The 23,844-nt window shown below is 67.6% G+C and carries 20 protein-coding genes and 1 pseudogene; 11 read left to right on the forward strand and 10 right to left on the reverse strand.

The genetic code is table 11. The annotated features are described in order from the left end of the window. Window positions 1-74: 74 nt before the first annotated feature. Entirely contained in the window at window positions 75-3,101 is a 3,027-nt protein-coding gene (locus C6Y14_RS12275) for a S8 family serine peptidase (protein ID WP_107016635.1), read from the reverse strand. A gap of 225 nt (window positions 3,102-3,326) precedes the next feature. Here C6Y14_RS12275 and C6Y14_RS12280 point away from each other — a divergent pair, with 225 nt between their 5' ends. The 5 genes from C6Y14_RS12280 (at window position 3,327) to C6Y14_RS45850 (ending at window position 8,224) form a co-directional block, all read left to right on the forward strand. Next, window positions 3,327-4,310, forward strand: a complete 984-nt coding sequence (locus C6Y14_RS12280; RefSeq protein WP_107016636.1) for a helix-turn-helix transcriptional regulator — start codon at window positions 3,327-3,329, stop codon at window positions 4,308-4,310. A gap of 186 nt (window positions 4,311-4,496) precedes the next feature. Then, window positions 4,497-5,909, forward strand: a complete 1,413-nt coding sequence (locus tag C6Y14_RS12285; protein WP_107016637.1) for an FAD-binding oxidoreductase — start codon at window positions 4,497-4,499, stop codon at window positions 5,907-5,909. A gap of 19 nt (window positions 5,910-5,928) precedes the next feature. Continuing rightward, window positions 5,929-6,672 (forward strand): hypothetical protein, encoded by a 744-nt coding sequence (locus tag C6Y14_RS12290; RefSeq protein ID WP_213084350.1) that lies wholly within the window; start codon window positions 5,929-5,931, stop codon window positions 6,670-6,672. Window positions 6,673-6,986: 314 nt separating this feature from the next. Next, window positions 6,987-7,394 (forward strand): SsgA family sporulation/cell division regulator, encoded by a 408-nt coding sequence (locus C6Y14_RS12295; protein WP_225891036.1) that lies wholly within the window; start codon window positions 6,987-6,989, stop codon window positions 7,392-7,394. Window positions 7,395-7,789: 395 nt separating this feature from the next. Continuing rightward, window positions 7,790-8,224, forward strand: a complete 435-nt coding sequence (locus tag C6Y14_RS45850) for a GNAT family N-acetyltransferase (RefSeq protein WP_404828786.1) — start codon at window positions 7,790-7,792, stop codon at window positions 8,222-8,224. 997 nt (window positions 8,225-9,221) lie between these two features. On the opposite strand, the gene C6Y14_RS12305 is transcribed toward C6Y14_RS45850, so the two are convergent. Further along, window positions 9,222-9,851, reverse strand: coding sequence for an HAD-IA family hydrolase (locus tag C6Y14_RS12305; RefSeq protein ID WP_107016641.1), 630 nt, complete (start codon window positions 9,849-9,851; stop codon window positions 9,222-9,224). Window positions 9,852-10,376: 525 nt separating this feature from the next. Here C6Y14_RS12305 and C6Y14_RS12315 point away from each other — a divergent pair. The 3 genes from C6Y14_RS12315 (at window position 10,377) to C6Y14_RS12325 (ending at window position 11,629) form a co-directional block, all read left to right on the forward strand. Beyond that, window positions 10,377-10,577 (forward strand): hypothetical protein, encoded by a 201-nt coding sequence (locus C6Y14_RS12315; protein ID WP_107016642.1) that lies wholly within the window; start codon window positions 10,377-10,379, stop codon window positions 10,575-10,577. Window positions 10,578-10,835: 258 nt separating this feature from the next. Continuing rightward, the gene (locus C6Y14_RS12320; RefSeq protein ID WP_107016643.1) at window positions 10,836-11,030 is read left to right on the forward strand and encodes a hypothetical protein; all 195 of its coding nucleotides are present in this window, start codon (window positions 10,836-10,838) and stop codon (window positions 11,028-11,030) included. 188 nt (window positions 11,031-11,218) lie between these two features. Further along, entirely contained in the window at window positions 11,219-11,629 is a 411-nt protein-coding gene (locus C6Y14_RS12325; protein ID WP_107016644.1) for a hypothetical protein, read from the forward strand. A gap of 110 nt (window positions 11,630-11,739) precedes the next feature. Here C6Y14_RS12325 and C6Y14_RS12330 read toward each other — a convergent pair whose 3' ends face one another. From C6Y14_RS12330 to C6Y14_RS12345, 4 genes are all read right to left on the reverse strand, one after another. Beyond that, window positions 11,740-12,741, reverse strand: a complete 1,002-nt coding sequence (locus tag C6Y14_RS12330; RefSeq protein WP_404828771.1) for a D-alanyl-D-alanine carboxypeptidase family protein — start codon at window positions 12,739-12,741, stop codon at window positions 11,740-11,742. A 169-nt stretch (window positions 12,742-12,910) separates the two neighbouring features. After that, window positions 12,911-14,146, reverse strand: coding sequence for a sensor histidine kinase (locus C6Y14_RS12335; protein WP_107016646.1), 1,236 nt, complete (start codon window positions 14,144-14,146; stop codon window positions 12,911-12,913). 1 nt (window position 14,147) lies between these two features. Then, window positions 14,148-14,882, reverse strand: a complete 735-nt coding sequence (gene cseB / locus C6Y14_RS12340; RefSeq protein ID WP_107016647.1) for a two-component system response regulator CseB — start codon at window positions 14,880-14,882, stop codon at window positions 14,148-14,150. A 144-nt stretch (window positions 14,883-15,026) separates the two neighbouring features. Beyond that, window positions 15,027-16,097: a flavin-containing monooxygenase gene (locus C6Y14_RS12345; RefSeq protein ID WP_107016942.1), complete on the reverse strand. Its 1,071-nt coding sequence runs from the start codon at window positions 16,095-16,097 to the stop codon at window positions 15,027-15,029. Between the two features lie 271 nt (window positions 16,098-16,368). Between C6Y14_RS12345 and C6Y14_RS44935 the strand changes: the two are divergent. The 3 genes and pseudogenes from C6Y14_RS44935 to C6Y14_RS12360 all read left to right on the forward strand — a co-directional run. Continuing rightward, a pseudogene (locus C6Y14_RS44935) lies at window positions 16,369-16,521 on the forward strand (NAD(P)-dependent oxidoreductase); the annotation flags it as partial. 226 nt (window positions 16,522-16,747) lie between these two features. Next, on the forward strand, window positions 16,748-17,863 hold the full coding sequence (locus C6Y14_RS12355) for an LLM class flavin-dependent oxidoreductase (RefSeq protein WP_107016649.1): 1,116 nt from the start codon (window positions 16,748-16,750) through the stop codon (window positions 17,861-17,863). A gap of 85 nt (window positions 17,864-17,948) precedes the next feature. Beyond that, window positions 17,949-19,211, forward strand: coding sequence for a GDSL-type esterase/lipase family protein (locus C6Y14_RS12360; protein WP_159074224.1), 1,263 nt, complete (start codon window positions 17,949-17,951; stop codon window positions 19,209-19,211). A 62-nt stretch (window positions 19,212-19,273) separates the two neighbouring features. Here the strand turns inward: C6Y14_RS12360 and C6Y14_RS12365 are convergent, their stop codons facing one another. From C6Y14_RS12365 to C6Y14_RS12385, 4 genes are all read right to left on the reverse strand, one after another. Next, a complete protein-coding gene (locus C6Y14_RS12365; RefSeq protein ID WP_107016651.1) occupies window positions 19,274-19,558 on the reverse strand; it encodes a DsbA family oxidoreductase in 285 nt (94 codons plus the stop codon). Window positions 19,559-20,468: 910 nt separating this feature from the next. Further along, complete coding sequence (locus C6Y14_RS12375) at window positions 20,469-20,657, reverse strand: hypothetical protein (protein ID WP_107016652.1); 189 nt, start codon at window positions 20,655-20,657, stop codon at window positions 20,469-20,471. Between the two features lie 154 nt (window positions 20,658-20,811). Continuing rightward, entirely contained in the window at window positions 20,812-22,047 is a 1,236-nt protein-coding gene (locus C6Y14_RS12380; protein WP_107016653.1) for a cytochrome P450 family protein, read from the reverse strand. Window positions 22,048-22,332: 285 nt separating this feature from the next. After that, the gene (locus C6Y14_RS12385) at window positions 22,333-23,394 is read right to left on the reverse strand and encodes an alpha/beta fold hydrolase (protein ID WP_107016943.1); all 1,062 of its coding nucleotides are present in this window, start codon (window positions 23,392-23,394) and stop codon (window positions 22,333-22,335) included. Window positions 23,395-23,844 lie beyond the last annotated feature (450 nt).

A 23,844-nucleotide genomic window follows, 5' to 3' on the forward strand; every position in this document is an offset into this window, starting at 1 on the left:
GTCAAGTTCAAACTTGAAAGTCCCGGTCCGGAAGCAGTGCCCGGACGGGGCGCCGCTTCCGGACCGGGATGTGATCAGTCCTCGATGCTCACCAGCGTTCCGGCGCCGTTGGGGTAGGCGATATAGGCTGTCGCAGGGCCCCGCCCCTTCAGATCCGGCCACGCTGCCGTGACCGTCATCGGAACCCCGGGCCGCGGCGTCGCCTCGCTCGATACGGTCAGCGTCGCGGCGCCCGGGAAGTTTGCACCAGCCCCCACCACATTGGACCGCAGGCTGAACGCGGTCGACGATGTCCCCGGCAGATCGCCCAGGTCGACCACCAGTGCGAGGTAACGGCCCGGCGCGAGACCCAGTACCCCGACCCGTGACCTGTGTGCGTACTCGCCGAGCCCGCCCACGGGTTTCGAAGGGCTGCCGTTCGCGGGATCCGTGACGAGCATCAACTGCAGCCGGGCATCGGGATCGTCCGTCGTGAGGAAGAACTCACCGGCCATGCTGCCCTCCGGCACGGTGAGGGCGAACGACCGGACTCCGTCGCCCGCGGCGGATACCTCGTCCCGCACCTGCGGACCGACGACCGGACCGTACCCCCGCATGGACATGCCCTTCGTCCCCGGCGTCACCGGGAAAGAGACACCGCCCTGCGCCGTGCTGCCCACCACCCGTTCGGGGGCCAGCACACTGAACGGTGTGACGACGACGGGACTCCGTACGCTGATGTGTCCCTGGCCCTTCCAGATCAGTGACCCGGTCACCTGGCGACCCGAGACCGCGGTCGTCTGGGTCAGCCTGATTCTGACCACAGCGGACTGACCGGCGCGGGTGAAACGCAGTGTCGACGGCTTCACCTCGGCGTCGATGCCGGGCAGCGTCAGCGATGCCTTGTATACGCCGGCCCTCGTAGCGGTCAGGGTGCGGGTCAGTGTCGTGGTCCCTACCATGGCGGGAACGGCGACCGAGGGGTAGTTCAACTCGCCCGGCTCCATGGGGGGAGCCCCGCCCCCGGTCTCCAGTCCGAGTCCTGCCTGGTAGGCAAGCCAGTCGGTGTTCGAGGAGTCGTAGACCAGGCCGGGCTCGAACATGGCGGAGGGGGTGACGTGTCCGGAACCCTGGGCGAATGGATCCGTCTCGGCCTCGCCGGTCGCCGTTCTCGTAGGCCGCGCCGTGGTCATGAGGGCTGACTTGACCGCCATCGCGGACCACTTGGGATGCACGCCGAAGTACAGCGCCGCCAGACCCGAGACCTGCGGAGCGGCCATCGACGTACCGGACATGAAGTCGAAACGCCGGTCCGAGCTGCCGGAGGGCGCGACGGCAGCCAGGATGCCCACGCCGGGCGCTGTGACGTCCGGTTTGATCAGCGAGTTCTTGTTCGTCATCGCAGGACCCCGCGAGGAGAAGGCGGCCACCTGCGGGTACGGGGTGTTCGAGGTACCGCCCGGTCGCAGGGTGACCAGGGCGTCCGGACGTTTCGCGTAGTCCCGTACCGTCGTGGCCGCGGGAACGTTCAGATGCACGGTCGGCACCGTGTGTACGTCGTTGTCCGTCTCCAGGTCGGACGTGTTGACGAGCACCATCCCGACACCGCCCGCGCGCTCGACCTCCGCGGACTTGCTCACACGGGAAGTCACCCCGCGGTCGCAGAGCACGATCGCGCCGGCTGCCCTGCGCGGATCCAGGCTGCCCGCCACGCACAGCAGCGCGGCAGCCGGATCGGTCCCCGTGTTGCGTACGTCGTCGGCGCGCACCAGCCGCTTCGGACCGAGCGGCGCGTCGACCGTACTGCTGCCCCCGATGAACGTCCGGCCGTCCCCCAGTTCCACTGTGGCCTCCATCGGTGCCGTGGTGCCGGCCGCGACCGTGGTGATCCAGGGGGCCGTGTTGTCCACGGTCCACGGGTCGGGTCCGTCGTTGCCTGCGGACGCGGAGACGAAGACGCCCGCCGCCGCGGCGGCGCGGAAGGCCTGCTGGATGGGATGGTCCAGAGGACTGCCGCCGAGCGTGCTGACCGAGTAATTGAGAACGTCGACACCGTCGGTGACTGCCTGTTCGACGGCCTCGACGATATCGGAGGTCATCCCGGCCCCTTCGGCGTCCTTACTCTTCCACAGGGCCTTGTAGACGGCGACGACCGCACCCGGGGCCACGCCGGAGATGTAGCCGTAGTCCCTCCCCTCTTCGACGACGTGCACGTTCGCGGCGCCGGCGGCGGTGGACGCCGTGTGCGTCCCGTGCCCGACGGCGTCACGCGGCGACACGTAGTCGTTGCGCTTCTCCGGCGGTGTTTGCGCGAGCCACCCATCGCCGAAATACCGTGCGCCGACGAGTTTGGTGTTGCACGAATTGGCCGTGAATTGTTCGCCGGTCTGGCAGATCCCCGTGAATGTACCGCCGTCCGCCTTGCGCATGCGGATCACGCCGCCGCTGCGGTAGGGACGGTGGCGGTCCTTGGCGGACGGCGGAGCGCTGCCGAGGGCAGGAGCCGAGAAGGACCTGCTCTCCGGCCAGACGCCGCTGTCGATGACGCCGATCACGACACCCTTGCCGGCCTTCGCGCTGCCGCCGAGTCGTGACCATACGCCCCGTCTTCCGGACAGGCCCATGAGATCCGTTGCCCGGGAGTCGTCGGCCACCTTGTTCCAGGTATCGGGGCGGATGTCGAGCACGTCCGGCCGGACGGACAGGCGCGCCACCTGCGAGGGGGTCAGGTCGGCGGTGAATCCGTTGCTCACCACGCTGTAGCGGTGACGGATCCCGGCTCCTACCGCCCTCGCGGCCCGGTCCTGTCCCTCGCGCAAGCGTGCGCGGTAGCGCAGGGCATCGGGGCTGTCCGTGTCCACCTTGGCGCCCGGCGCCGGAGCCGTACCCGCAATGCCGTCCACCCCGCCCTTGTAGAGCGCGGTCGGAGCTCCGGCCAGGGTGACCACGTAACGCGCCGGGGAAAGGTCCCTGTCGACGGGCAGGGGAGCAGGTGCCGAGGCAGAAACGGGGACGGACGGCTCACCGACGGCATGCGCCGGCACGGTGAAACACAGCATGGTGAAGGAGACGGCTGCCGCCGCTCCCGACACATATGTGTGTCTTCGAGAAGCAGATCTCATATGTTCTCCCGGAGTGGGACGAATATCGCAATTCCGCGCCCCCGAGATGATCCGGACATCTCTGGGGGCAGCGGCTGTCGGGGATGCGCACAAGGCGTTGAGGCGCCCGACAAGTGAACGTCGCCCCTGGATGACGTGTCCAGATAGCCTGGTGGCGTGTTCGGCCAGCTGACCGGGCACGCCACAAGGTTGATCTGATCGCCTGTTGTGACGGAGTGGGCGCCTGTGCTGACGGTCCTGGGTATATCGGAGTCCGACGAACGGACATACCAACGTTTCCTCGACGCGGGTCCCCTCACGGCTGCCCAGGCGGCCCGATCCTTGGAAGTGACACACGCACACATCCGACGTTCCGTCACCCGCCTCGTCGAGGCGGGCCTGTTGCGGAAGGTGGAGCGGGGCCGCTATCTGGCTGTCAGCCCCCACACCGCCCTGCTCCCCCTTCTGCGTCGGCGACACCTCGAAGCCGAGACGGCCTTCGCCGACGCGCGGAACCAGGTGGAAGCACTGTCTGAGAGGTACCGGGAAGGGCGGCTCCGTACGGACCCGGGAAACCTGGTGGAGATCTTGTCGGACCGCGACCTGATCATCGAGCGGACCGACGAGCTCTACGGGTCCGCGCGCAGCCACGTCTGGGTCCTCGATCGGCCGCCCTACGTGGGCCGGCAGGACGGGCAGGACTACAGCAACGAGGACGAGCTCGCTCTCACGCGACAGTGGATCGAGCGCGGAATGGAGGTCCGCTCCATCTACTGTCCGGAGTCCATGGAACGGCCGGGACGGTTCGGTGTGCTGCTGGAACTCGTAGCTCTGGGCGAGCAGTCCCGTATGCTCCCCGAGCTGCCCTTCAAGCTGCACATCATCGACAAGAGGGTCGCGCTGGTCCCGCTCACGGGCAAGGTGTACGACGATCTCGCCGTGGTGCACTCCTCGGGCATGCTGGACGCCCTGATCGAGCTGTACGAGGCGTACTGGGACCGCGCGGAACCCCTCGGTGGAGCCGGGCCGTCCGATGACAAGGACCTCGACGAGCAGGACATCCTGATTCTGAGCATGCTCAGAACGGGGCTCAAGGACCAAGCCATCGCCCGCCAGCTCGGCTACAGCACCCGCACCACGACCCGGCGCATCGCGGTCGTCCTGGCGAAGCTGGGCGTGACGACCCGTTTCCAGGCGGGGGCCCGCGCCGTGTCCAGAGGCCTGATCTGACAGCGGGGGCCCGGTGCACGGGACTGCGCCGAGCCCTCGGCGGTCGTCGTGATGAACCATTCGGGTTGAGCGGCACGTCGTACCTGGTGACAGCGGCCGTTCGTCGGCGCCGCTCTCCCTCTGTGGTTCATCCGGGGAAAGACCGCTGACACCGGCTCATACCTACAGTGATGTGCGAGAAACACCATGAGCGATGGCAAATCACCCGCCCCCGTACGGCCGCAGGACATCGCCGATCTGGCGCGGGAGATCGAGGGCCCGGTCCTCGTACCGGGAGCGGACGGCTACGCCGACGAATGCGCCGCGTACAACCTGAACAGCCGTCTCCACCCGGCCGTGGTGGTCGGGGCCTCCACGGAGAAGGATGTGTCCGCGGCCGTTCGCTTCGCAGCCCGCCACGGACTGCCGATAGCGGTCAGATCCGGTGCGCACCAGGTCGTCCAGCCCGCTCACGGCGCCCTGCTTGTCACCACGCAGCGGATGCGGGACATCACCGTCGACCCACAGGCCCGGACCGTGCGGGCCCAGGCCGGTCTGCGCTGGAGCGATGTCCTGCCGCACACGACACAGCACGGACTGGCGCCGGTCGTGGGCAGCGCGCCGGACGTGAGCGTGGTCGGCTACACCCTCGGTGGCGGGCAAAGCCCCCTCCTGGGCCGGACGCGCGGCTACGCCAGCGACCAAGTCCGCCGGATCGACATCGTCACCGCGGACGGAGAGCTGGTCGTCGCCACATCCGAGAACGAACCGGATCTCTTTTGGGCCGTGCTCGGTGGCAAGGGCAACTTCGGCATCGTGACCGAGATCGAGTTCGACGTGTTTCCACTGACACGTTTCTACGGGGGCGGCATCTACTTCGCCGGTGAACACCTGGCCGAGGTGCTCGACGCGTGGCGTACATGGCTGCCCACCATTCCCGATGACATGACCTCCTCCATCGGCGTGCAACGCCTGCCCGATCTCCCGGCGCTGCCCGGGCCGCTGCGTGGCGCCTTCGTGGTACACCTGCGGATCGGCTACCTCGGCTCCGCAGCGGAGGGCGAAGAGCTGATAGCTCCGTTGCGCGCGGCGGCTCCGGCGCTGCTCGACCTGGTCGGGGAGAAGCCGTTCTCAGCAGTCGGGGAGATCCATCTGGACCCGGTGGACCCGATGCCCTACTTCGACCGTACCGTCTGCTTGCGCGAGTTCACCCGCGAAACCGCGGACGCCCTCGTCCGGCTCACCGGTGCGGACTCCGGCTGCACACTGGCGAACGTGGAAATCCGCGCTCTCGGGGGAGCCCTGGACGACGCCCCGGCGGTGCCCAACTCCGTTCCGACCCGTGGCGTTCCCTTCGTGGTCTTCGCCTTCGCGGTGGGCGGTGCCGACAGGGCCGAGAGCCTGCGCGCAGATTTGGCCGAGGTCATGGACGGGCTCGCCCCATGGAGTGTGCAACGTCGGATGGTGAACTTCCTCTCGCCGGACGAGGCGACCACCGAACAGGAGATGCGCAGTGCGTACGGGGACGAGCGGTACACGAGGCTGACGCGGGTCAAGCAGCGCCATGACCCGTCCAATGTCTTCCGTCTCAACCACAACGTCCGGCCTTCCGGTCGTTGACCGCGAGAGGAGCGTGCGGATGAACCCCGCCGCTTCTCGGTTCCGTGCCATCTCCAAGAGGTCGAGCCGAAGAGGAGTCTTGCCCACACCAGGTTTCCGGGCCGGCACACTCGGTGAGTCCGGCTTGCCGCTCTGGTTGAGCCGGCTGTCGTCGAACCGTCACCAGCACACGCTTCACGCGGTCCGGGATCTGAGTCCTGTGGACGCACTGGCGGCACTGGGTGTCGGGTGGCGGGCGATCTCGCCCCGCCGCTTGGGGGTGATACCCCTGCGTGACGGCACGTCCCCGTCACGTGCGGCCGTCGGCCTGGACGACCGGGACGAGGGGGCTGTTCTCCTAGCCGGCCGGGCAGGGGAGTGGACCTTCGTTCACGATGACCGGGGAGTGACCCGGTACGTGCCGGGGACGGACGGCTCACCCGGCGCCACCGCGCTGTCGGCCGTGGGGACGGAGGCGGTGACCAGCGGTGTGACCGACGCCTGCGGAACATATCTCTTCCACGCGGCGGACGGGAAGGTGCTGTTCGACTCCTGGGAGGAGATCATCCCCACGCAGGATGCTGACCGCCTTCCCGTCTCTTTGCTCGCAGCCGTTGCAGTTGCCGGAACCGTCGACGCGGACGGGCTGGAGCCGGGGGCAGCGGATCTCTTCATCAACCTCCGCATCGTCTCGGCCCTGGTGGGTGTGTTCAGCCTGGCCGACATCCGGGACGTCCCCCTCTGGACGGCGGTGCTCTCCCCAGGGGGACGTGGAGACGGGTAGGCGGTCCCGCGTCCCGCGGAAGCAGTCGAATGACCTAATGCCGGCTGCGGCAGCCGGGGCGCGAGGCTGTTCCGTACTTGACGAGGGCCATGAGTCCGGGGCTTTCCACCAAGGTCACGGCCGGGGTCCATGCCTGACGGCGCTGACGGGGCGAGGGTTCACGCGTATGCATGGATGACTTCACCGTCACGTGACTGATGTACCGGTCGGCTCCGTGGAGGAGGCTGAGGGCATCGACTTCACGGAGGGCATTGGCCATGGGCGAGGATCAATTCGGGTCTCGGGTACATCAGACGGAAGCTCAGCACGTTCCCGTGCTTTCGCTGGCCATCCAGCGGCTGTTGGACGATTTCGCCTGGCAGGCCATGGGGGCGGAGTTCCGGTTCGATCCGGATATGCCCATGCTGGTGTCCATCACCTTCATGGCCGGTCCTGGTCCGCGCGTCACCTGGAGCGTCAGCCGTGAACTGGTCTACCGCGGCCTACATGAGCTGAGCGGTTCCGGGGACGTACAGATGTGGCCGGTGGGCTCCGCAGACGGCGCGACGGCGCGGTTGTTGCTCGAATCGCCGGACATGAGCTCCCTCTTCGAACTGCCGGCCCGGCCATTGGCCCGGTGGCTCGACTCCACCTACCGGACGACGCCGCGGCAGGACGAGATGGCGGGTCTGGACTGGGACAGCTTCATCGCGGACATCCTGGACGGTGCCGAAGAGATGTGACTTTGTCCCGCACACGTACTGTGTTCCTGGGTCGGCGCAGGTCATCCGCCCATGTAGGTGAGCCGAGTGCACTGGTCGAAGGGCTTGAGATCACCTGGTGTCCCGGTCGCCAGCCGCATAGCCGCAGCATGCGGCACGGCTCGACCGTTGTAGCGCCTCGCGCTTGTCCGGGGATTGCAAGAAGCGCGCGGTCAGCGATGTGTGCCGTGAGGCCAACTGCTAATGCGTCGGGGATCCCCGCTGTACACAGCGCGCGTATCATCCACACCTTGATTCCTGTCGGAGCCTCCATGACCTCTCACACCTGCGAAGAGAAACGCGTGCACGTGCTGAGCACGGGTCAACTCGTGTTCACCCGCCAGGCTCTCCCAGGAGACCTTGACCTCGTGAATGTGATGCATCAAAGATGTACGGACGCATCACGGTACAAGCGCTACCAAGGGGTGCGGCGTGCTCTTACCTCTGTCGAGTGGGCTCGCCTGACGAATCCCCGCTACGGGGTCACATGGGTCACAACCCCCTCGAACGGGTCGGACGGAGTGATCGCCGTGTCCCATCTCATGCGTACCGATCGTGACGGGGTTCATGAGCTGGGCCTGCTCGTCGAAGATGCCTGGCAGAATCGGGGGCTGGGCATGTCCCTCGCCTGTCATGCCGTCCACCTCGCCCGTCGTCTCGACTGCCACAGCGTGGCAGTCATGACCGACGCGGCCAACACGCCGATGCTCGCCATAACCCGGCGGCTCGGCGCCTTCGTGCCGCCCAGCTCTTCCGGGGTCGTCGATCTCGTCATTCCCGTCGCCGGGGCAGGGCGGTGCCCGCAAGGGTGATCAGCCGCAGAGGCTCACCTGTCAACCTCCGGTTGGGCGCCGCGCACGGCGGAACGTCGGTGTTCCGTTTGCCTCACCGGCAGAGTCACGGTACGGCGTCCGCGCCGTCTCGAAGGCGGTCGGCAGGCCGAGAGATCTGCGTCCGGCGGACGACCACTGCAGTCAGGGCATAGGTGAAACACCTCAATGCCATTGCCATATGTCAGGCTGAAGGTATCTCAACGCTCTCGTGTCGCTTTTCCGTATCCGTGGCCGAAGCCGCATGTATTCCGCATCCAATGTTCATGGTGAGCACTGCACAGAAGGTGAAGTCACCACCTTGACTGGTGACGGTCGCTCTGGGAGGATTGGATCACCTCCTCACCAGGTGACGCGGGGCGGGATGAGCAGTCGTTCCGAGTTGGCGTCGCCCCGTGTGATCCGTTTCGACAGACAGGCGACGTAATGGATCCCGTGACGAGCAGAACTCGGTCGGCTCTGCGATTCCGGCCGACTGACATCAGCGCTCCCACTGAGTTGTGTCCCATCGACGGTTCGGTCAACCATGATCGGTGGCCTGGCCAAGCATTGTTGTGGTCGTGGTCCTTGATCGTCGCGACATCGGGGTACGGGCCGACGCATCGTATGTTCACGGTGTGATCCGTCCGGCAGTGCAGGAGGATCGCACGGTTGTCGGAGGGCGGAACGCCAGGGCTGCGTCCTGCGTTACGACCTTGTTCGTCGAGCGTCTCCAGTTGCGTGACCCGGGAGGCATGGTCCCAGGCCGGTCTTGCTGTACCGGTGGTTGCTCGTCGCCGAAACCGTTCTGGCATGTCGAGTCCGCTCCGGTGCGTATGGTCGTCCCCCGACGTCCTTTCCTGCGGGTGAAAAGGGCGAGTTCTTGTTCACCCTCCATGCGACGGGCCACCGGCCCCGCATCCGCGAAGGGTAGGGCGCTCGGCGCGGGCGGGTCGGCTCGTTCCTCCGGCCCCGCAGGCGTCATTCCGGAGCCTCGCTGTCAGACCGCCCCGGCCAACCGCACGCCCAGCAGGGTCTCCAACTCGGTCACCGTCCTGCTGGGCTCCACCGCGTGGACGGTCGCGAAACCCAGCGCCGCAGCAGGCGGCAGATACTGCTCGGTGTCGTCGACGAACACGCACTGCTCAGCGGCCAGTCCCAACCTTCCGAGCATGAGTTGGAAGATCTCCGGCTCGGGCTTGCGCATCCTGTGCTCTTCCGAGATCACCACCGCGTCGTACAGCGTCTCCAGGTCATAGCCTTCGTAGAGGTTCCAGGGCTCCAGCCCCACGGAGTTCGAGAGGATGCCGACCCTGATGCCGGCGCGGCGGGCGGCGGCGGCAGCGGTGATCAGCGCTGTCTGTGGGCGCAGGTCGGAGAAGATGCGCCCCATGAGGTTGTTCGGCGCGAGCCCCAGGCTCCGGGAGGCTCGGTCGTTCCACTCACGCTGGGTGATCTCACCGCGTTCCAGTTCCTGCGTGTGCCTTATGGCGTCCTCGTCCAGGTACAGAGCTGTGATCAGGGCCCCCTCCGCCAATCCTTCGCGCTTCTCGAAGGCGAGCACTGCGGGGAGGAGCGGCGTGGTGAGCACGCCGCCGAAGTCGAGGACGAGCCCCGTGCGGTCAGTCATGCAACAACTCTAGGGTCGGCGTCACTGGCGAGGGTCGCAACGGTGGACGCGTCCGATCATCCGACGGCCTGCTGGAGACGAATCTCGCCCACCCCAAAGAACTCGGCGGTGCCTGCCGCCCACCGGATCTGCCCCTGTTCCAAGGCTGCCCGCGGCAATGTTCCCGTCACGATCAACACCAACGCCGCCTGATCCGGGTCGCGTCGAGACCGCGGGTCCCGTGCCCCTTCCCTGGTGCGGGACCCGCACTTGTTGCTGTCCGGCGGCTGGCGCGGAGCCGGCCGCCTCGCGCGGATCGGCCGCGTGGCATGCCCCCGTGTACGGCTTTGCGTGCACACATGTGTGCAGCTAGGGTGTGCCGGACTCGGTGCGCGCCTTGAGAGCTGCGCTGACGGAGACATCTGCGCCGGCGTACTGCGTGAAAGGTGCTGGTGTACCACCATCGCCTTTGCTGCCGAGTGATGACCCGGCCCGTCCCAACTGTGACCTGTCGACCCGTCTCGGGTGTCGAAGAGGAGATCCGCTGTGCACGAGATCCAGGAACACCCCCAGGCCGCCGCGAAGCCTGTCGCGGACAGGCCGGGTGCGGGCCTCGGCCTGAATGAGATCTTCTCCGCTGAGATGGAGGCGCATGTACACGACACCGTGGTGCGCGACCGCCGCCACGGCCTGGGTCTGCCCCTCCTGTACACCGGTCGGAGCAACGAGGCGAACGCGTGCCCGTAGGATCCCGGTCCGTCCCTCGGAGGCCCCGTCGACCGCCGTTGCCGTCGGGCCGGAACCCTTGACCCTCTGCTTCTTCGTGGCCGTGGCCCGCCCCCGTGGGGCGGGCCACGGCCACAGGTGTTTTGCGGGCGTATCGGCAGTGGCCCACATGTCCACCTCCATTGCGTCACCGGCTTGACAGGTGACGATTGTAAGTGCATCCTGAACTCGGTCCACAACAAGGCGTCACAGCCACGGAAGCAGACACAAGGACGAGCGATGAGCATTCAGATCACGACGGACAGCGCCACCGCCGCGCGGCACGAGAGATTTGGGCATCTGCCTGAGCGCATCCGTCCGGAAGACACGGTCGCGGAGAAGGCCGCCGCCGAGCCCGGCGTTGTGAGCGACCGGTACAACCCTGAGAACTCATGGAACTACTACTCCTGCCTCGCCCTCGACATGGGTCTGTAGCCGCCGATTCCGGCCGCAGGCGGGGCCGGAGCGGGGCCGGCGGGCACACCGTTCGGCCGATACAGCGCTGAGGTCCAGCTGATGCACGTATGCGGGTCTGCAGCAACCGGGCACCTCGACGATGGCCGTGGCATGCGGTCGCACTCCGCGACTTCTGTGCGCCACGACCATCGGAGGTGCCGCTTTTCATGCGATCCCTGCCCTCTCTCGGGCTCACGTTCCTCTCGGCCGCCGTGCTGACGGCAGCCTCCCTGTCGGCGCATATCGTCGCCGGTGGCACGGACGCCAAGGCGGCGTTCGGCGGACTCGACTGGCGCCCCTGCACGGAGGTCGCCGAGGACTGGAATCCTCAGGACCACAGAAGCGAGTGCGCCACGCTCCAGGTTCCCCTGGACTACTCGCAGCCCGAGAGCCGTCGGATCGGCATCGCCGCCAGCCGTATCAGGGCCAGCATCGGCGGCTCACTGCTGCTGGTGAAGGATGACGTCCACTCGGGCCTGCGGAACGTCCCGTGCGGACAGAAGATGATCGACTTCTTGTGTGCGGGCCGCACGGTCGACGGTACGTGCGAGGGGGTACAGGCGGCCGGGGCGAACTGATTGATCCGTGCCGCCACGGGCCCGAGCCCCAGAACGACACCGGAGTTCGTGGCCGGGCAGGCACCGCCGGGCTTGGAATCATATCCCCGGCGTCTCGGAGAACTGCCAGGTCAGACTGTCGACACCCATCGCCGTACGGTCGACACCAACTCGCGGCTGGCTGCCAGAACGGCTCGCAGACCCTGTTCGGAGCTGGTCCCGGCCTGCTGGTGGAGTACGACACCCAGGATCAGCCGGTCGTGCCCGCTGCGGTCCGGCGCGGTGGCGGCCCACATCAGGTTGCCGCCCGCCGGAGTGCTGGAACCCGTCTTGCCGCCGACCACGCCGTCCTGTCCGAGCAGGGTGTTGGTGGTGCGGACAGGACCGGACACACCAGGCACGGTGGACTCCTTCATCGCGAGGACGGAGCGGAACGCCGCGTCGTGCATGACCCGGCGGGCCAGCTTCAGCTGGTCCGCGGAGGTACTGACGGTCGTCGGCGCGATACCGCTGGCGTCGGTGTACGTGGTGTTCGCCATGCCCAGGGCGCGGACGGCACGGTTCATCTTCCCGACGAACGCCTCCTCCGAGCCGACGTCCCAACGAGCCAGCATCCGGGCGATGTTACCTCCGGACGGGATCAACATCAGTTCCAGCGCATGCCGTTCGCTCAACCGCAGGCCCCGCTCGACGGGCACGGTGGACTCGCCGCTCAGGACGGACTCGTCGGCGGCCTGCTGGTCGACGGTGATGTCCGGGCCGGCGTCGGCTGCGCGCAGAGGGTGTTCGCGCAGGATCACGTACGCCGTCATGACCTTGGTGACACTGGCGATCGGCACCGGCTCACGGGTGCCCCGGGTGCCGAGATCACCCTCGGCGCCGAGGCCTTCGACCAGGATGCTGGTCTGCCCCTGCTCCGGCCAGGAAATTGCCGACGCCGACACCGGAGCACGTCCGTCCTCGCCAGCACCGGACCGTACGAGGGAGATGAGCAACGCCACGATCGTCAGCAGGACGGCACCGGTGGCGCACGCCGCGAATCCAGGTCCGTACGGACGACGCAGCCAGTTCTTGTGGTGCCGACGGGCAGACAACGGGGCCCGGGGTTCACCGCGCGAGGTCATCGGGGACACAGGGACGCACCTCCTGCAGACATCTGCGTGACGTTCACGCAGACCAGCCACTTTGCGCGCGCGGTATGTCCGCAGGGCCGACGGCCCGGTCTCGGGTGGCACGCAACTATGTGTCCGCTGTGTATCGGCGACCGGGCGGGATGGGGGATCGCGGCGACAGGAGGTGCTGTCAGGACCCGGGCGGAAGACGCAGCTCGGCCACCGCGCCGCCGTCGGGGGCGTTGCGCAGGTCCAGGGACGCGCCGATGACGCGGGCGTGCCCCAGCGCTATGGTCAGGCCGAGGCCGTGCCCGTGGCCGCGTTCGCTGGCACCGGTGCGAAAACGCTGTGGGCCGTTGAGCACCAGCTCCTCGGGGAAACCGGGACCGTGATCACGTACCGACACCAGTCTGTCCGTCACCTCGACCTCGACGGGGCCCCGGCCGTGCCGATGGGCGTTGATGACCAGATTGGCCACGACACGGTCGAGGTGGCGCGGGTCCGTGTTCACCGTCGGTTCGCCGCGCGAGGTGAACCGCGCGTCGAGGCCTGTTCGCCGCAACGAGTCGAGCACCACGGCCGCCAGCGGTACCGCACGAGGGTCGGCCGTCTCCACGCCCGCGTCGAGCCGGGAGATCTCCAGCAATTCCTCGACGAGGCGGCGCAGCACCTCCAGCCGGTCCCTGACCATGTCGGTCGCCTCGCTCTCGGGCAACAGCTCGCCGGCCACGACTAGCCCCATCAGCGGGGTTCGTAGTTCGTGGGCGACGTCAGCGGTGAACCGCTGCTCGGCACGCAGTCGTGCGTGCAGACTGTCAGCCATCGAGTCCACGGCGGCGTAGATGGCACCGATCTCGTCGCCCGTCCCGCCCCCTGCCGAGATCCGTGCGGCCAGATCACCGTCCGCGATCCGCCGGGCGGTCCGTGCGACCCGCCGCAGTCTTCGGTTCGGCAGCTCGGCGGTGAGTGCCGACATCGGTACGATGACGGCCAACGCCATCGCCGAGTACTGCAACATGTGCCGGTCGAGTGCGCGCCGGGTGAGAAGGTCGGGGGTCATGTCCACGCGCACCGCCAACGGCATGCCCCCGTGGGTCCGTGCCGCCCACATGGCGGGGTGCACCGGGTCCCCGTCATACCACGTGGCGTCACCCGGCCCGCCGCTCAGACGGCGCAGCAGGTCGTCCGGTATGGCGACCGGATCGGTGACGAGGCCGGCGGGGGGTGCCGCGTCCTGCTCGTACCGTTCCATGGAGAAGGACAGAGCGGTCAGTGCCTTGGCTGCGCCATCGTTCATCGAGCGGGTCAGTGTGCTGTGGTGGACCAGGACAGCGACCGACAGCGCGACGGCGCAGCAGGCCACGGAGACCAGCAGAGCGATCTTCCAGCGCAGCGACCGCCAGTTGAGGAGTGCGCGCGTACGCATTTCAGTGCCGCCGTAGTTTGTAGCCGAACCCGCGGACCGTCTCGATCCGGTAGGCGCCGATCTTCTTGCGTAGCCGCTGCACACACAGATCGACCACGCGGGTGTCGCCGTCCCAGCCGTAGTCCCACACCGTGCGCAGCAGGGTCTGCCGATCGAGGACGACACCGGGGTTGGCGGCGAACTCCAGCAGCAGCCGCAGTTCGGTGGGGGCCAGCGCAACCGGTTCGCCACCCCGGCGCACCTCAAGGCCGGCTGTGTCCAGCGTCAGGTCGCCGAAGACCAGCCCTGTTTGCGCGCTGTGTGTGCCTTCCGCCGCCGCGTCCGGCACCGCCACCTGGAAGGTGGCACGACGCAGCAGTGAGCGGATGCGGGCCACCAGCACGGCGGTGTCGACCGGTTTCACCACGTAGTCGTCGGCCCCAGACTCCAAGCCCGAGACGACGTCCAAGGCGTCGCCACGGGCGGACATCATGAGGACGGGGACGGTACTGGTCTCGCGGATCCGCCGGCAGAGCCCGATGCCGTCCAGTTCGGGAAGCATCACATCCAGCAGCAGGACGTCGTTCCCGCCCTCCTTGAACCTCTCCAGCCCGGTCAGTCCGTCCCCGGCCGCGACAACCCGGTAACCGTAGCGCTCCAGAGCAAGTGTTACTGCCCTGCGAATCACCTCGTCGTCCTCGACCAGCAGGACTGTGACGGCAGGCGTGATGCCCTCTTCGGCTGTGGGAACGGACATGTCTTTCCATCCGGAAGTCGGTGCAGGCACCATCATCATGCCGCCGAACGGTGCTCCGGCCCCACTTCGGGTCCCTCGTCCGGGGCACGGACAGGACAGGAGCGCTCGTTCGCCGCGGCTCGATGCCGCTGCCCGCCCCGTCCGTCAGACCGTGGAGCCGACAGGCCCGTGCACCGCCGCCAGGCGAAGGGCCAGGTACTCGGCGTCACCCCCGACCCCGTGCAGTGTGTCGGAGAAGAGAGTGCGCTGATGCCGCAGCCCCACGAAGGCCAGTCCGGGGTGATCACGGGAGAGACCGCGACGCTGCCGCGGTGTGCCGTCGGCCCTGAGCACACCCATGGGGCGCAGATGGGCCAGGGCCGGGCGGTAGCCGGTCGCGAGGATGACCGTGTCGACGTCCTCCGTGCTTCCGTCCGGCCACCGCATCTCCGCTCCGTAGGTCGAGCGGAACATCGCGCGCTGATCGGCACCGCTCATGGCCAAGGCAGCAGGCTCGGCGAACACGGCGGTGACGTCCGAACCGGGGGCGAACAGGGGACCGACGGGCAGTCGTGCCGCGATCGCCAGACCTTGCCAGACAGGCGAGGCGCCCGACACCGCGCTGCGCGTTGCAAACCGGATGCGGGAGCGGGACGCCAGGGTGACCCGGGCATACGGGCCCAGTTCGGTGGCGATCTGGACAGCCGAGTTGCCCGCGCCCACCACGACGACTCTCTGACCGGCGAACCGGGCCGGGCCGTGGTAGTCGGCCGAGTGCATGAGGTGCCCGGTGTAGTGGTCGAGGGCCGGCAGACGGGGAACGCGCGGATTGGAGAAGGCCCCGGTGGCCGAGACCACCGCGGGGGCGACGAATTCGGCGGTCCGGCCTGCGGCGGTTTGGGCCCGCACCATGTACATCCCGTCCTCGTCCCGTGTCACAGCGGTGACCCGGGTCCCGGTATGGATTTCGCAGTCGAGGGACGCGGCGCAGGCACGCAGGTAGTGGGCTGTCTCGTCGCGCGTGGGAAAATGATGGGGATCCCCCGGGAAGGGGAAACCGGGAAGCCCGTTGAACCGCGCGGGGGTGAACAGCACGAGGCTGTCGTAGTAGTGCGGCCACGAACCGCCGGGATGTTCGGAAGCCTCTAGTACGAGCGGTCGCAGATCGGCCCTGCGAAGGGCCGCCGCCGCGGCGATGCCGGACTGCCCTGCTCCTATGACGATCACGGACTGCATGACGTAAGTATGCGCGACGATCGACATGTGTCGGGTGTTACATGTGCCTGGTGCGAGCTCTTGTGTGGTCCTTCGGAGTGTGTCTTCGAGGGGCAGTGAGGGCATTCGCATGGCCTGACCTGTGGATACATCGGACACTGTGGCGTAGGACGTGTCATGGGCAGGCGGTTGGGAACCGACTGCGTCAGGTAGTGACAAACGACACGTATATTCCTGTCACTAGATATGTGTTTGCGCGTGGACCATTGATGCGGGCCCCGGTCAGACGGTGGACGCGGTGATCCTGTGCGCACCGCTGACGGACGAGACACGGGGCGCGTTCGGCGCCGCAGGACTCGCCCTGTTGAGGGACGGAGCTTCCCTGGTCAACGTCGCACGCGGCGAACTCGTCGATACCGACGCACTGGTACGCGAAGTCGCGTCGTCCGTCAGCCCGGGACACGTGTCATCGGAAGGCCGATGATCGTGAACCTGCTGAGGGTTCCGCCTCGTCTGTACGAATGGGTCCCGAATCGACTGCAGCGCCCATGGACCGACGGCGGAGTCCGGTCGCCGCCGATCTCGTTTGACCGGGACGGTGAGTCGGCCTACGCTCCGAAATAAACGGACTCACGGGTCCGTTTGTAGAGCGCGGTACGGAGAGTGAGCACATGCGGAAGACGACGGTGCCTGACAAGGCTTCCACCGACGGTCCGGCGAGCCTGCCGCCCGCGCGGGTGGCGGACATGCGGCCACACGGAACCAGCCCGGCCCCCCTTTCCGTCCTCGACCTCACCGTGGTCGGGGAGCAGGACAGTCCCGCCGAGGCCCTGCGACAGACCGCGGAAATGGCACAGTTGGCGGAGCGTTGGGGATATCGGCGCTTCTGGGTCTCGGAGCACCACAGCTTTCCGGCGTCGGGCAGTCCAGCGCCCGCGGTCCTCCTCGCCCACCTCGCCAACGTCACCCGCACGATCCGCCTCGGATCGGGCGGCGTGATGCTCACCAACCATGCGCCCATGGTGGTGGCCGAACAGTTCGGTCTGCTTGACGCACTGCATCCAGGGCGTCTCGACCTGGGTGTCGGCCGGGCCCCGGGTTCGCTCCCCAGCGTCGCCCAGGCGCTTCGGCGTATCGCCGACGACACCAGCACAGAATCGTTCGAGAGCCAGGTGAACGAGGTCAGGAACTTCCTACGCGGCGAGTTCCCCGAAGGCCACCCGTACCGGCGTGATCAGGTCCACGTGGTGCCAAAGGCGCCCGCTCTCCCCATCTGGCTGCTCGGATCCGGGACTACCGGTGCCGAGGTGGCCGCACGGCTGGGGCTGCCGTTCGCGGCCGCCCACCACATCAATCCGGTCCAGACGCCCCGGGCGATCAAGGTGTACCGGGAGAAGTTCCGTCCCTCGGAGATGCTGCAGGCACCTCACGTGATGGTTGCCGCCCAGGTCGTCTGCGTGCAGGACGAGGCGGAGGCCGTGTCCCTGGCGCGGTCCGGAGGGCTGATGCTCATGCTTGCCGCACAGGGGAAACTTTCGGTGATCCCCTCTCCGAAAACTGCGGAAAAGTACCCCTACACCGCCGATGAGCAGCAGTTCCTGGACACATGGCTGGAGAGGGTCATCGGCGGCACCCCCGACGCAGTGCGTGCCGGGCTGACAGAGCTGCAGGCGAGCATGGACGCGGACGAGCTGATGCTCACTTCCCTCATCCACGACCCCACGGCCCGCCGGCTCTCCCACGCGCTGGTGGCGCAGGAGTTCGGCCTGACCGGCGAACAAGGCTGAAGTCGGCCGTCGCCTCCTTCACGACCACATCGACGTGATGGATCAGAACTGCAGGACCAATGTTGGGAAATCGATGATGACACATATGTGTACGCGGTCTGCTGTTGCCCTCGGGGCCCTGCTCCTGCCGGCCGGTGTGACCACGGCGAGCGCGACGGGTGTGCCGGTAGGCGACGCGACCACCTCCGCATCGACGGCGACGGTTACGGACATCCCCTGGACCGGCACCTGGGCCACTGCGATGGAGAACCGCTCCGACGTCTTCGCCGACAAGACGCTCCGTCAGATCGTGCATACGAGCATCGGCGGCAGTGCCGCTCGCATCCAACTGTCGAACCGTTACGGGACCGTGCCCGTGACAGTCTCGAACGTGCACATCGCGAAGAGCGTCTCGGGATCGATGGTCGACAATGCGACGGACCGATACGTCACCTTTTCGGGTGCTCACGGGGTGACAATCCCCGTCGGCGGTACGGTGGTCAGCGATCCAGCGGCGTTCGACGTTGCAGCGGACTCGGACGTCGCGATCAGCTTCTTCGTGCCGACGCGGACGGGATACACCCAGCACGGCACTGCCCAGCAGACCAACTACTACGCCGACGGGGACCAGAGCGCGAACGCCTCCCTGGAGGGTGCGGCCACATATGGGAGTTACTCACTGCTCTCCAACCTGGACGTGCAGGCCCCTGATGCCGACGGTGCGCTCGTCGCCTTCGGTGCCTCGATCACCGACGGACTGAACTCTGGTTTCGGCACGAACCACCGCTGGTCCAACCTGCTGTCGGGACGGCTCGGCGAGTCCGGCCGTACTGTCGGTGTACTGAACAAGGGCATCAGCGGGAACAACCTGCTCTCCGACGGATCCGGGAGCAAGGGCCTGACCCGATTCAGACCCGATGTACTGGACCAGCCCGGCGTGCGGTGGGTCATCATCTCCGACGACCCGATCAACGATCTCCTTCGGACGGACGCACCGACGGCCGAGCAGCTCATCGAAGGTCTCGCCGAGCTGGCCGGCCAAGCGCACGACGCCGGGGTGAAGGTGTTCTGCTCGACGTTGACGCCCTTCCGTGACACGGCCGTCGGGGCGGGGTGGAGCGAGCGGGTGGAGCAGGACCGGCAAGCCATCAACACCTACCTCCGCGGCTCCGCCGGCGGATGTGACGCGGTCGTCGACCAGGACGCGGCCCTTCGTGATCCGGCCGATCCCACCAGAATGTCCGCAGCTCTGGACTCGGGCGATCACCTTCACCCCAACGACAGCGGTATGCAGGCCATTGCCGACGCTGTACCGCTGGCCGCCCTGGACGATGCGGCGAACGCCACAATCCCGGCTGGTGGCCGGTAACCAGTGGCCCGCGCGGTGCCTGCCGTCACGAGCGTGACGGCAGGCACCGCGCAGGCCACTCTTCAGACCGTGACGTCCCGCTCCGCTACGGCACACCCCTGGGGGCCGCATCCCTCGTCGTTCTCGGCACCTTCCGCCGGCGTGAGGACCGTGAGGGGGGACCGGCTGTTCCAGGCCTGTTCCAGGGCTTGGGTGAAGGTCGTGGCGGACTGGGCGCCCGAGACCGCATACCTCCGGTCGAAGACAATGAACGGTACTCCGCTGTTGCCCAGTTGTGCGGCCTCTTCCCTGTCCGCGCGCACTGCGTCCGCGTAGCGCGTGGGATCGATCCGGTTCTCACGGTCGATGCCCGGCCCGGCCGACGGGCGTCATCGCGACTCCTGTCGCGTCCGGCCAGGGGTTCTGCGGGAGTGGGTCCATATCTCCTGCACCCGACAACGCCGTTCGACCTAAAGAGCGCATGCGTGACGATCCAGACCTCGGAAAGCACCAGTTACTCCCGCCCGTGCCGTTCGCCTCAGAGCTGACCGGCACACTGGCGAGCATGGTGCCTCTGCACGAGAACGCGCCCGCGACGGCTGCCGGGATCCCTGACCGGCGCGAACGGATCGCGGCAGCTGACCCCGTGTTCGACGAGCTGCGCGACGGAGGTCGGTTCGACATCCGGGAACTACGGGTGCCCGGGCCGGCCGGAGCACCGGAGGTGGCGCTAACACGTCCTGCCGACGTCGGGGCGCCGAGCGCGTCGTCATCTCGGGCGGCAGCGCCGGCGGGGGTTCCACCGCCGCACTGGCGTGGTTGGCCCGTAAACGCGTGGTCCGCCGATCATCGGCCGGCTGGCCATGTGCCCGATGATCGACGACCGCAACGACAGCCTCTCGGACCGTCAGATGACGGGCCTCGGCGTGTAGGACCGCCGCGCCAACGACCTGGGCCGGGCGTCCCTGCTTGGATGAGGCACGCGGTGACGCTCAGGTGTCCCTATGCCGCGGCGGCCCGGGCGATGGACCTCTCCTGTCTGCCGCCCGCCCACATAGATGTCGGCGCGGCGGAGACATATCGTAACTAGAGCGTGCGATACGCGTCACGTCTCTGGCAGGCGGGTGGCGATGCGGAGCTGCATGTCTGGGCCGGCGGGTTCAACGGATTCGATCAGCTGGCACCCTGTGCGGACATCGCGGGAGATGCGCGTGGAGTCCGCTTCGGCTGGCTCCGACGTCTCCGGAACTGCTGAGACAGCAAGACCTGGACGGGTCGTCAGAGAAATGGGCTGATGAAGGTGATGGCGGTGAGTTGGCGGGCCTTGCGGGTCTCTTCCTCCGTGCCGTCCTCGGGCTTGTGTGCACGCTGGTCGTTGTTGTTCACCTGGCGCAGCAATGAGGCGATGGGGTCGTCCTTCCGCTGGCCCTGGCGTTCCTGTTCGCTGGTCCGGTTCCTGAACCGCATGGCTTCTCCCGGTCGTCGGCTCTGTGCAGGGGTCATCCCTGCACGATGGTCGTGGCTACCATGTCACCATCTTAACGGGTGACGAATGGGTGTGCTGCAGGAGGCGGAGCCGTCCGGTTCGGGTCAGCGTGTGATGTCGACTGGTCCCCAAAGGTCAGACGGTGCTGTAGCGCACGGGCAGCGACAGCACGCCGCGCATCATCCCCGAAGGAATCCACACCAGGGACTCCACGGGAACGGTGAGTTCCAGGTGCGGGAGCCGTGACAGGAGCGCACCCAGCGCGACACGCGCTTCCAACCTGGCCAGCGGTGCGCCCAGGCAGTGGTGGATGCCGTGCCCGAAAGCCATGTGACGGCCACCGGGGCGGGTCACATCGAGGACCGCAGGGTCCTCGTTCCCCGGTAGCGCGATGTCATGGCTGGCGGAACCGAGGGCCACGGCAACGACACTGCCACGGGGAATCAGCACGCCGCCCAGTTCCAAGTCTTCGGCGGCGTAGCGGTTGGACGTCCGCTCCACCGAGGTGTCGTAGCGCAGGAACTCCTCAACCGCACCGTGCAGGAGTGCGGGATTGGCGCGCAGCAGACGGAGTTGGTCGGGGTGCCGCAGCAGCGCCAGGACGGCGTTGCCCAGAAGGTTCACGGTCGTGTCGTGGCCGGCGATGACGAGGAGTATCGCCGTACCGATCAATTCGTCCTCGGAGAGCCGCCCGTCGTCCTCGTCGCGGGCCGTTACCAGCGCGGACAGCAGATCGTCCCCGGGAGCGCGCCGTTTGTCCTCGACGAGACGGCGCAGCAGCGCGTGCAGCCCGGCCAGGGCCGGACGGTGGTGTGGTGAGGTCACCTGCAACGCGAGACCGGACCACTTGCGGAAGTTCTCCCGGTCTTCCTGCGGGACGCCGAGAAGCTCCGCGATCACCGTCACCGGCAGCGGTGTGGTGAAGGCCTCGACGAGGTCGGCCTCTCCCGACGCCGGCAGCGCGTTGATCAACTCGTCCGCGATCTGCTCGATCCGCGGGGCGAGCATCTCCGTGCGCCGGGGTGTGAAGGCGCCTGCCACGAGGCGTCGGAGCCGGGTGTGTGTCGGTGGGTCGGCCTCAAGCATCTGCGCTCCCAGACCGATACCGGGCTGGTGAAGAATGAAGCCCGCGGCCGTGAGGGCCTCGGTGGAGTAGCGGGGGTCCTTGAGCAGCGCCGGATGGGTCAACGCCTTCCGTGCGGTGTCGTGGTCGACGACCAAGTAGCCCTTGAGGCCCGCGAACAATTCGACCGGATGAACGGGGCCCAGTGCCCGCAGCCGTGCGTACTGCGCGGGAGCATCCGTCTTGAAGGCACCGTACAGGGCCGTCCTGCCGTCCGTGTTCCAACTCTGCTGGTCTGTCACGTCCATCCGAACCTCTCGATAGGCCTGTGACGGAACGACGTGGGCCTTCGCGGTCATAGGACCCCGAGGTCGGCCGCCGTGTCCGGCTTTCCGGCATGCCACGGACCGGTCACCGCGTCGGCGCACATGAGCCGTCCTCCCAAGAACGGTTGGCGACGTGCTGAAGGTTCATGGTGTGGTGACACCTTCGCGGGTGATTACGCGGCGCGGAGACGGGGTTGGACCTCCACGGAAACACGCGGAGCTTTCCCGGAAGGTGAGCCGCCGGAGTTCTCCCGGGTCCCGGATCCGTCAGGCCCTCCGGCCGTGCGCGTGATGGCTGAGGGCCACCGCCTCCCGAACCGCGGACGCGAAGGGCCCGGGCTGCTCCTGGGGGAGGTCGTGTCCGGCGTTCGGAACGATGTGGTGCACACGAGCCCCGGTGAAGTGCGAGGCGGTGGACGATCCGTCGGTGGGGGGTGTGACGCCGTCGGACTGGCCGTCGAGGGTGACGGTGGGCACCGGGATCGGTGGTTGCGCCGCCAGGCGATTCTCGACCCGGGCGTACCGGGGGTCGCCGGGCACAGCACCCAGCCGGTGGCGGTAACCGTGGATCACCACATCCACGTAGTCGGGATTCGTCCACAGGGACGCCGCCTCGTCGAGCTCGGCCTCGCTGAACTGCCATTCCGGTGAATTGCGGTGCCACACGACACGGGCGAATTCCTTCGGATCCTTCCTCAGGCCCGCCCGTCCGCGCTCAGTGAGGAAGTAGAAGAAGTACCAGTATCCGTTTTCCAGGGACGGTGCCAGTGGAACATCGGCGGCGGCGATGTTCTGGATGAGGTAGTTGTTCACCGAGACAAGAGCGATGCAGCGTTCCGGCCACAGCGCCGCGGCAACGTTCGCGGCGCGCCCACCCCAGTCGTAACCGGCGAAGACGGCCCTGTGGATACCGAGCGCGTCCATGAAATCCACCAGATCCGCACCGAGGGCTCCCTGCTGGCCTGAGCGGACCGTGTCCTTGCGGAGGAAACGGGTCTCACCGTGCCCTCGCAGGTAGGGGATGTAGCAGCGATACCCCTGCTCGGCCAGCATCGGCGCTACGGACGCGTATGAGCCGACCGGACTGAACGGCCAGCCGTGCAGAAGGATCACCGGCGTGCCGTCGGTCGGCCCGACGACGTGGTAGGCGATACGCAGCACGTCGGTACGGACGTGTCGGACCGGTCCCAGTCCTGCCGCCGAGGGCGCGCCGGCCCCGTTGCTCGCGGCCGGGAAAGCCGCGGCCGAGGCGCGGCCCGGGGCCGCAAGCGCCACGGCCCCCGATGCCGTCGCGGTCATCATCCAACCGAGTTTCCGCCTGCTGATCATTCCGGCCGCCTTCGTCTCCACCGGGAACCCGTGGGCATCGACACCACGGACCGCGTCATCCATGTGAACAACATCGAGAATCATTGATGCATCGTCACCTGTCAAGTGGGTGACTGCGGTGTGTAGGTGTTCGCCCGGGTCTCCTGTCGACCGAGATGCAGAGTGTGAGGTGTGAGGCTCTGGGTTCTCTGATACGGAGAAACCTCTTAACACGTGCGTATTGCCACCAAGAGTCGACGGTTCTGCCGTGTCCACGGGCGCGACAGCCATACGTCGACCAGCGAGACGTCGCCAGGTTAAGGTGTGGGCAGACACATGCCCCGGACCTCGCCGACCACGGGAGTATGCCATCGCGCGCCCAGCGGGCGGACGGCATCCGCCGAGCCCTTTTCCGACGCGCGGAACGAACGGCCTGGGCGCCGGACGAACGGATCGATCAGGGTGTCAGGG

The organism is Streptomyces dioscori, from assembly GCF_003024195.1.
Taxonomy (GTDB): Bacteria; Actinomycetota; Actinomycetes; order Streptomycetales; family Streptomycetaceae; genus Streptomyces; species Streptomyces dioscori.

What these genes read in the sequence shown, in the direction of transcription:
- C6Y14_RS12380 (WP_107016653.1), bottom strand. Translation starts at nt 22,047, where the DNA reads ATGGACGTGACAGACCAGCAGAGTTGGAACACGGACGGCAGGACGGCC.
- C6Y14_RS12305 (WP_107016641.1), bottom strand. Translation starts at nt 9,851, where the DNA reads ATGACTGACCGCACGGGGCTCGTCCTCGACTTCGGCGGCGTGCTCACC.
- C6Y14_RS12345 (WP_107016942.1), bottom strand. Translation starts at nt 16,097, where the DNA reads ATGCAGTCCGTGATCGTCATAGGAGCAGGGCAGTCCGGCATCGCCGCG.
- C6Y14_RS12275 (WP_107016635.1), bottom strand. Translation starts at nt 3,101, where the DNA reads ATGAGATCTGCTTCTCGAAGACACACATATGTGTCGGGAGCGGCGGCA.
- C6Y14_RS12325 (WP_107016644.1), top strand. Translation starts at nt 11,219, where the DNA reads ATGCGATCCCTGCCCTCTCTCGGGCTCACGTTCCTCTCGGCCGCCGTG.
- C6Y14_RS12290 (WP_213084350.1), top strand. Translation starts at nt 5,929, where the DNA reads ATGAACCCCGCCGCTTCTCGGTTCCGTGCCATCTCCAAGAGGTCGAGC.
- C6Y14_RS12285 (WP_107016637.1), top strand. Translation starts at nt 4,497, where the DNA reads ATGAGCGATGGCAAATCACCCGCCCCCGTACGGCCGCAGGACATCGCC.
- C6Y14_RS45850 (WP_404828786.1), top strand. Translation starts at nt 7,790, where the DNA reads ATGCATCAAAGATGTACGGACGCATCACGGTACAAGCGCTACCAAGGG.
- cseB (WP_107016647.1), bottom strand. Translation starts at nt 14,882, where the DNA reads ATGTCCGTTCCCACAGCCGAAGAGGGCATCACGCCTGCCGTCACAGTC.
- C6Y14_RS12360 (WP_159074224.1), top strand. Translation starts at nt 17,949, where the DNA reads ATGTGTACGCGGTCTGCTGTTGCCCTCGGGGCCCTGCTCCTGCCGGCC.
- C6Y14_RS12375 (WP_107016652.1), bottom strand. Translation starts at nt 20,657, where the DNA reads ATGCGGTTCAGGAACCGGACCAGCGAACAGGAACGCCAGGGCCAGCGG.
- C6Y14_RS12335 (WP_107016646.1), bottom strand. Translation starts at nt 14,146, where the DNA reads ATGCGTACGCGCGCACTCCTCAACTGGCGGTCGCTGCGCTGGAAGATC.
- C6Y14_RS12385 (WP_107016943.1), bottom strand. Translation starts at nt 23,394, where the DNA reads ATGATCAGCAGGCGGAAACTCGGTTGGATGATGACCGCGACGGCATCG.
- C6Y14_RS12320 (WP_107016643.1), top strand. Translation starts at nt 10,836, where the DNA reads ATGAGCATTCAGATCACGACGGACAGCGCCACCGCCGCGCGGCACGAG.
- C6Y14_RS12355 (WP_107016649.1), top strand. Translation starts at nt 16,748, where the DNA reads ATGCGGAAGACGACGGTGCCTGACAAGGCTTCCACCGACGGTCCGGCG.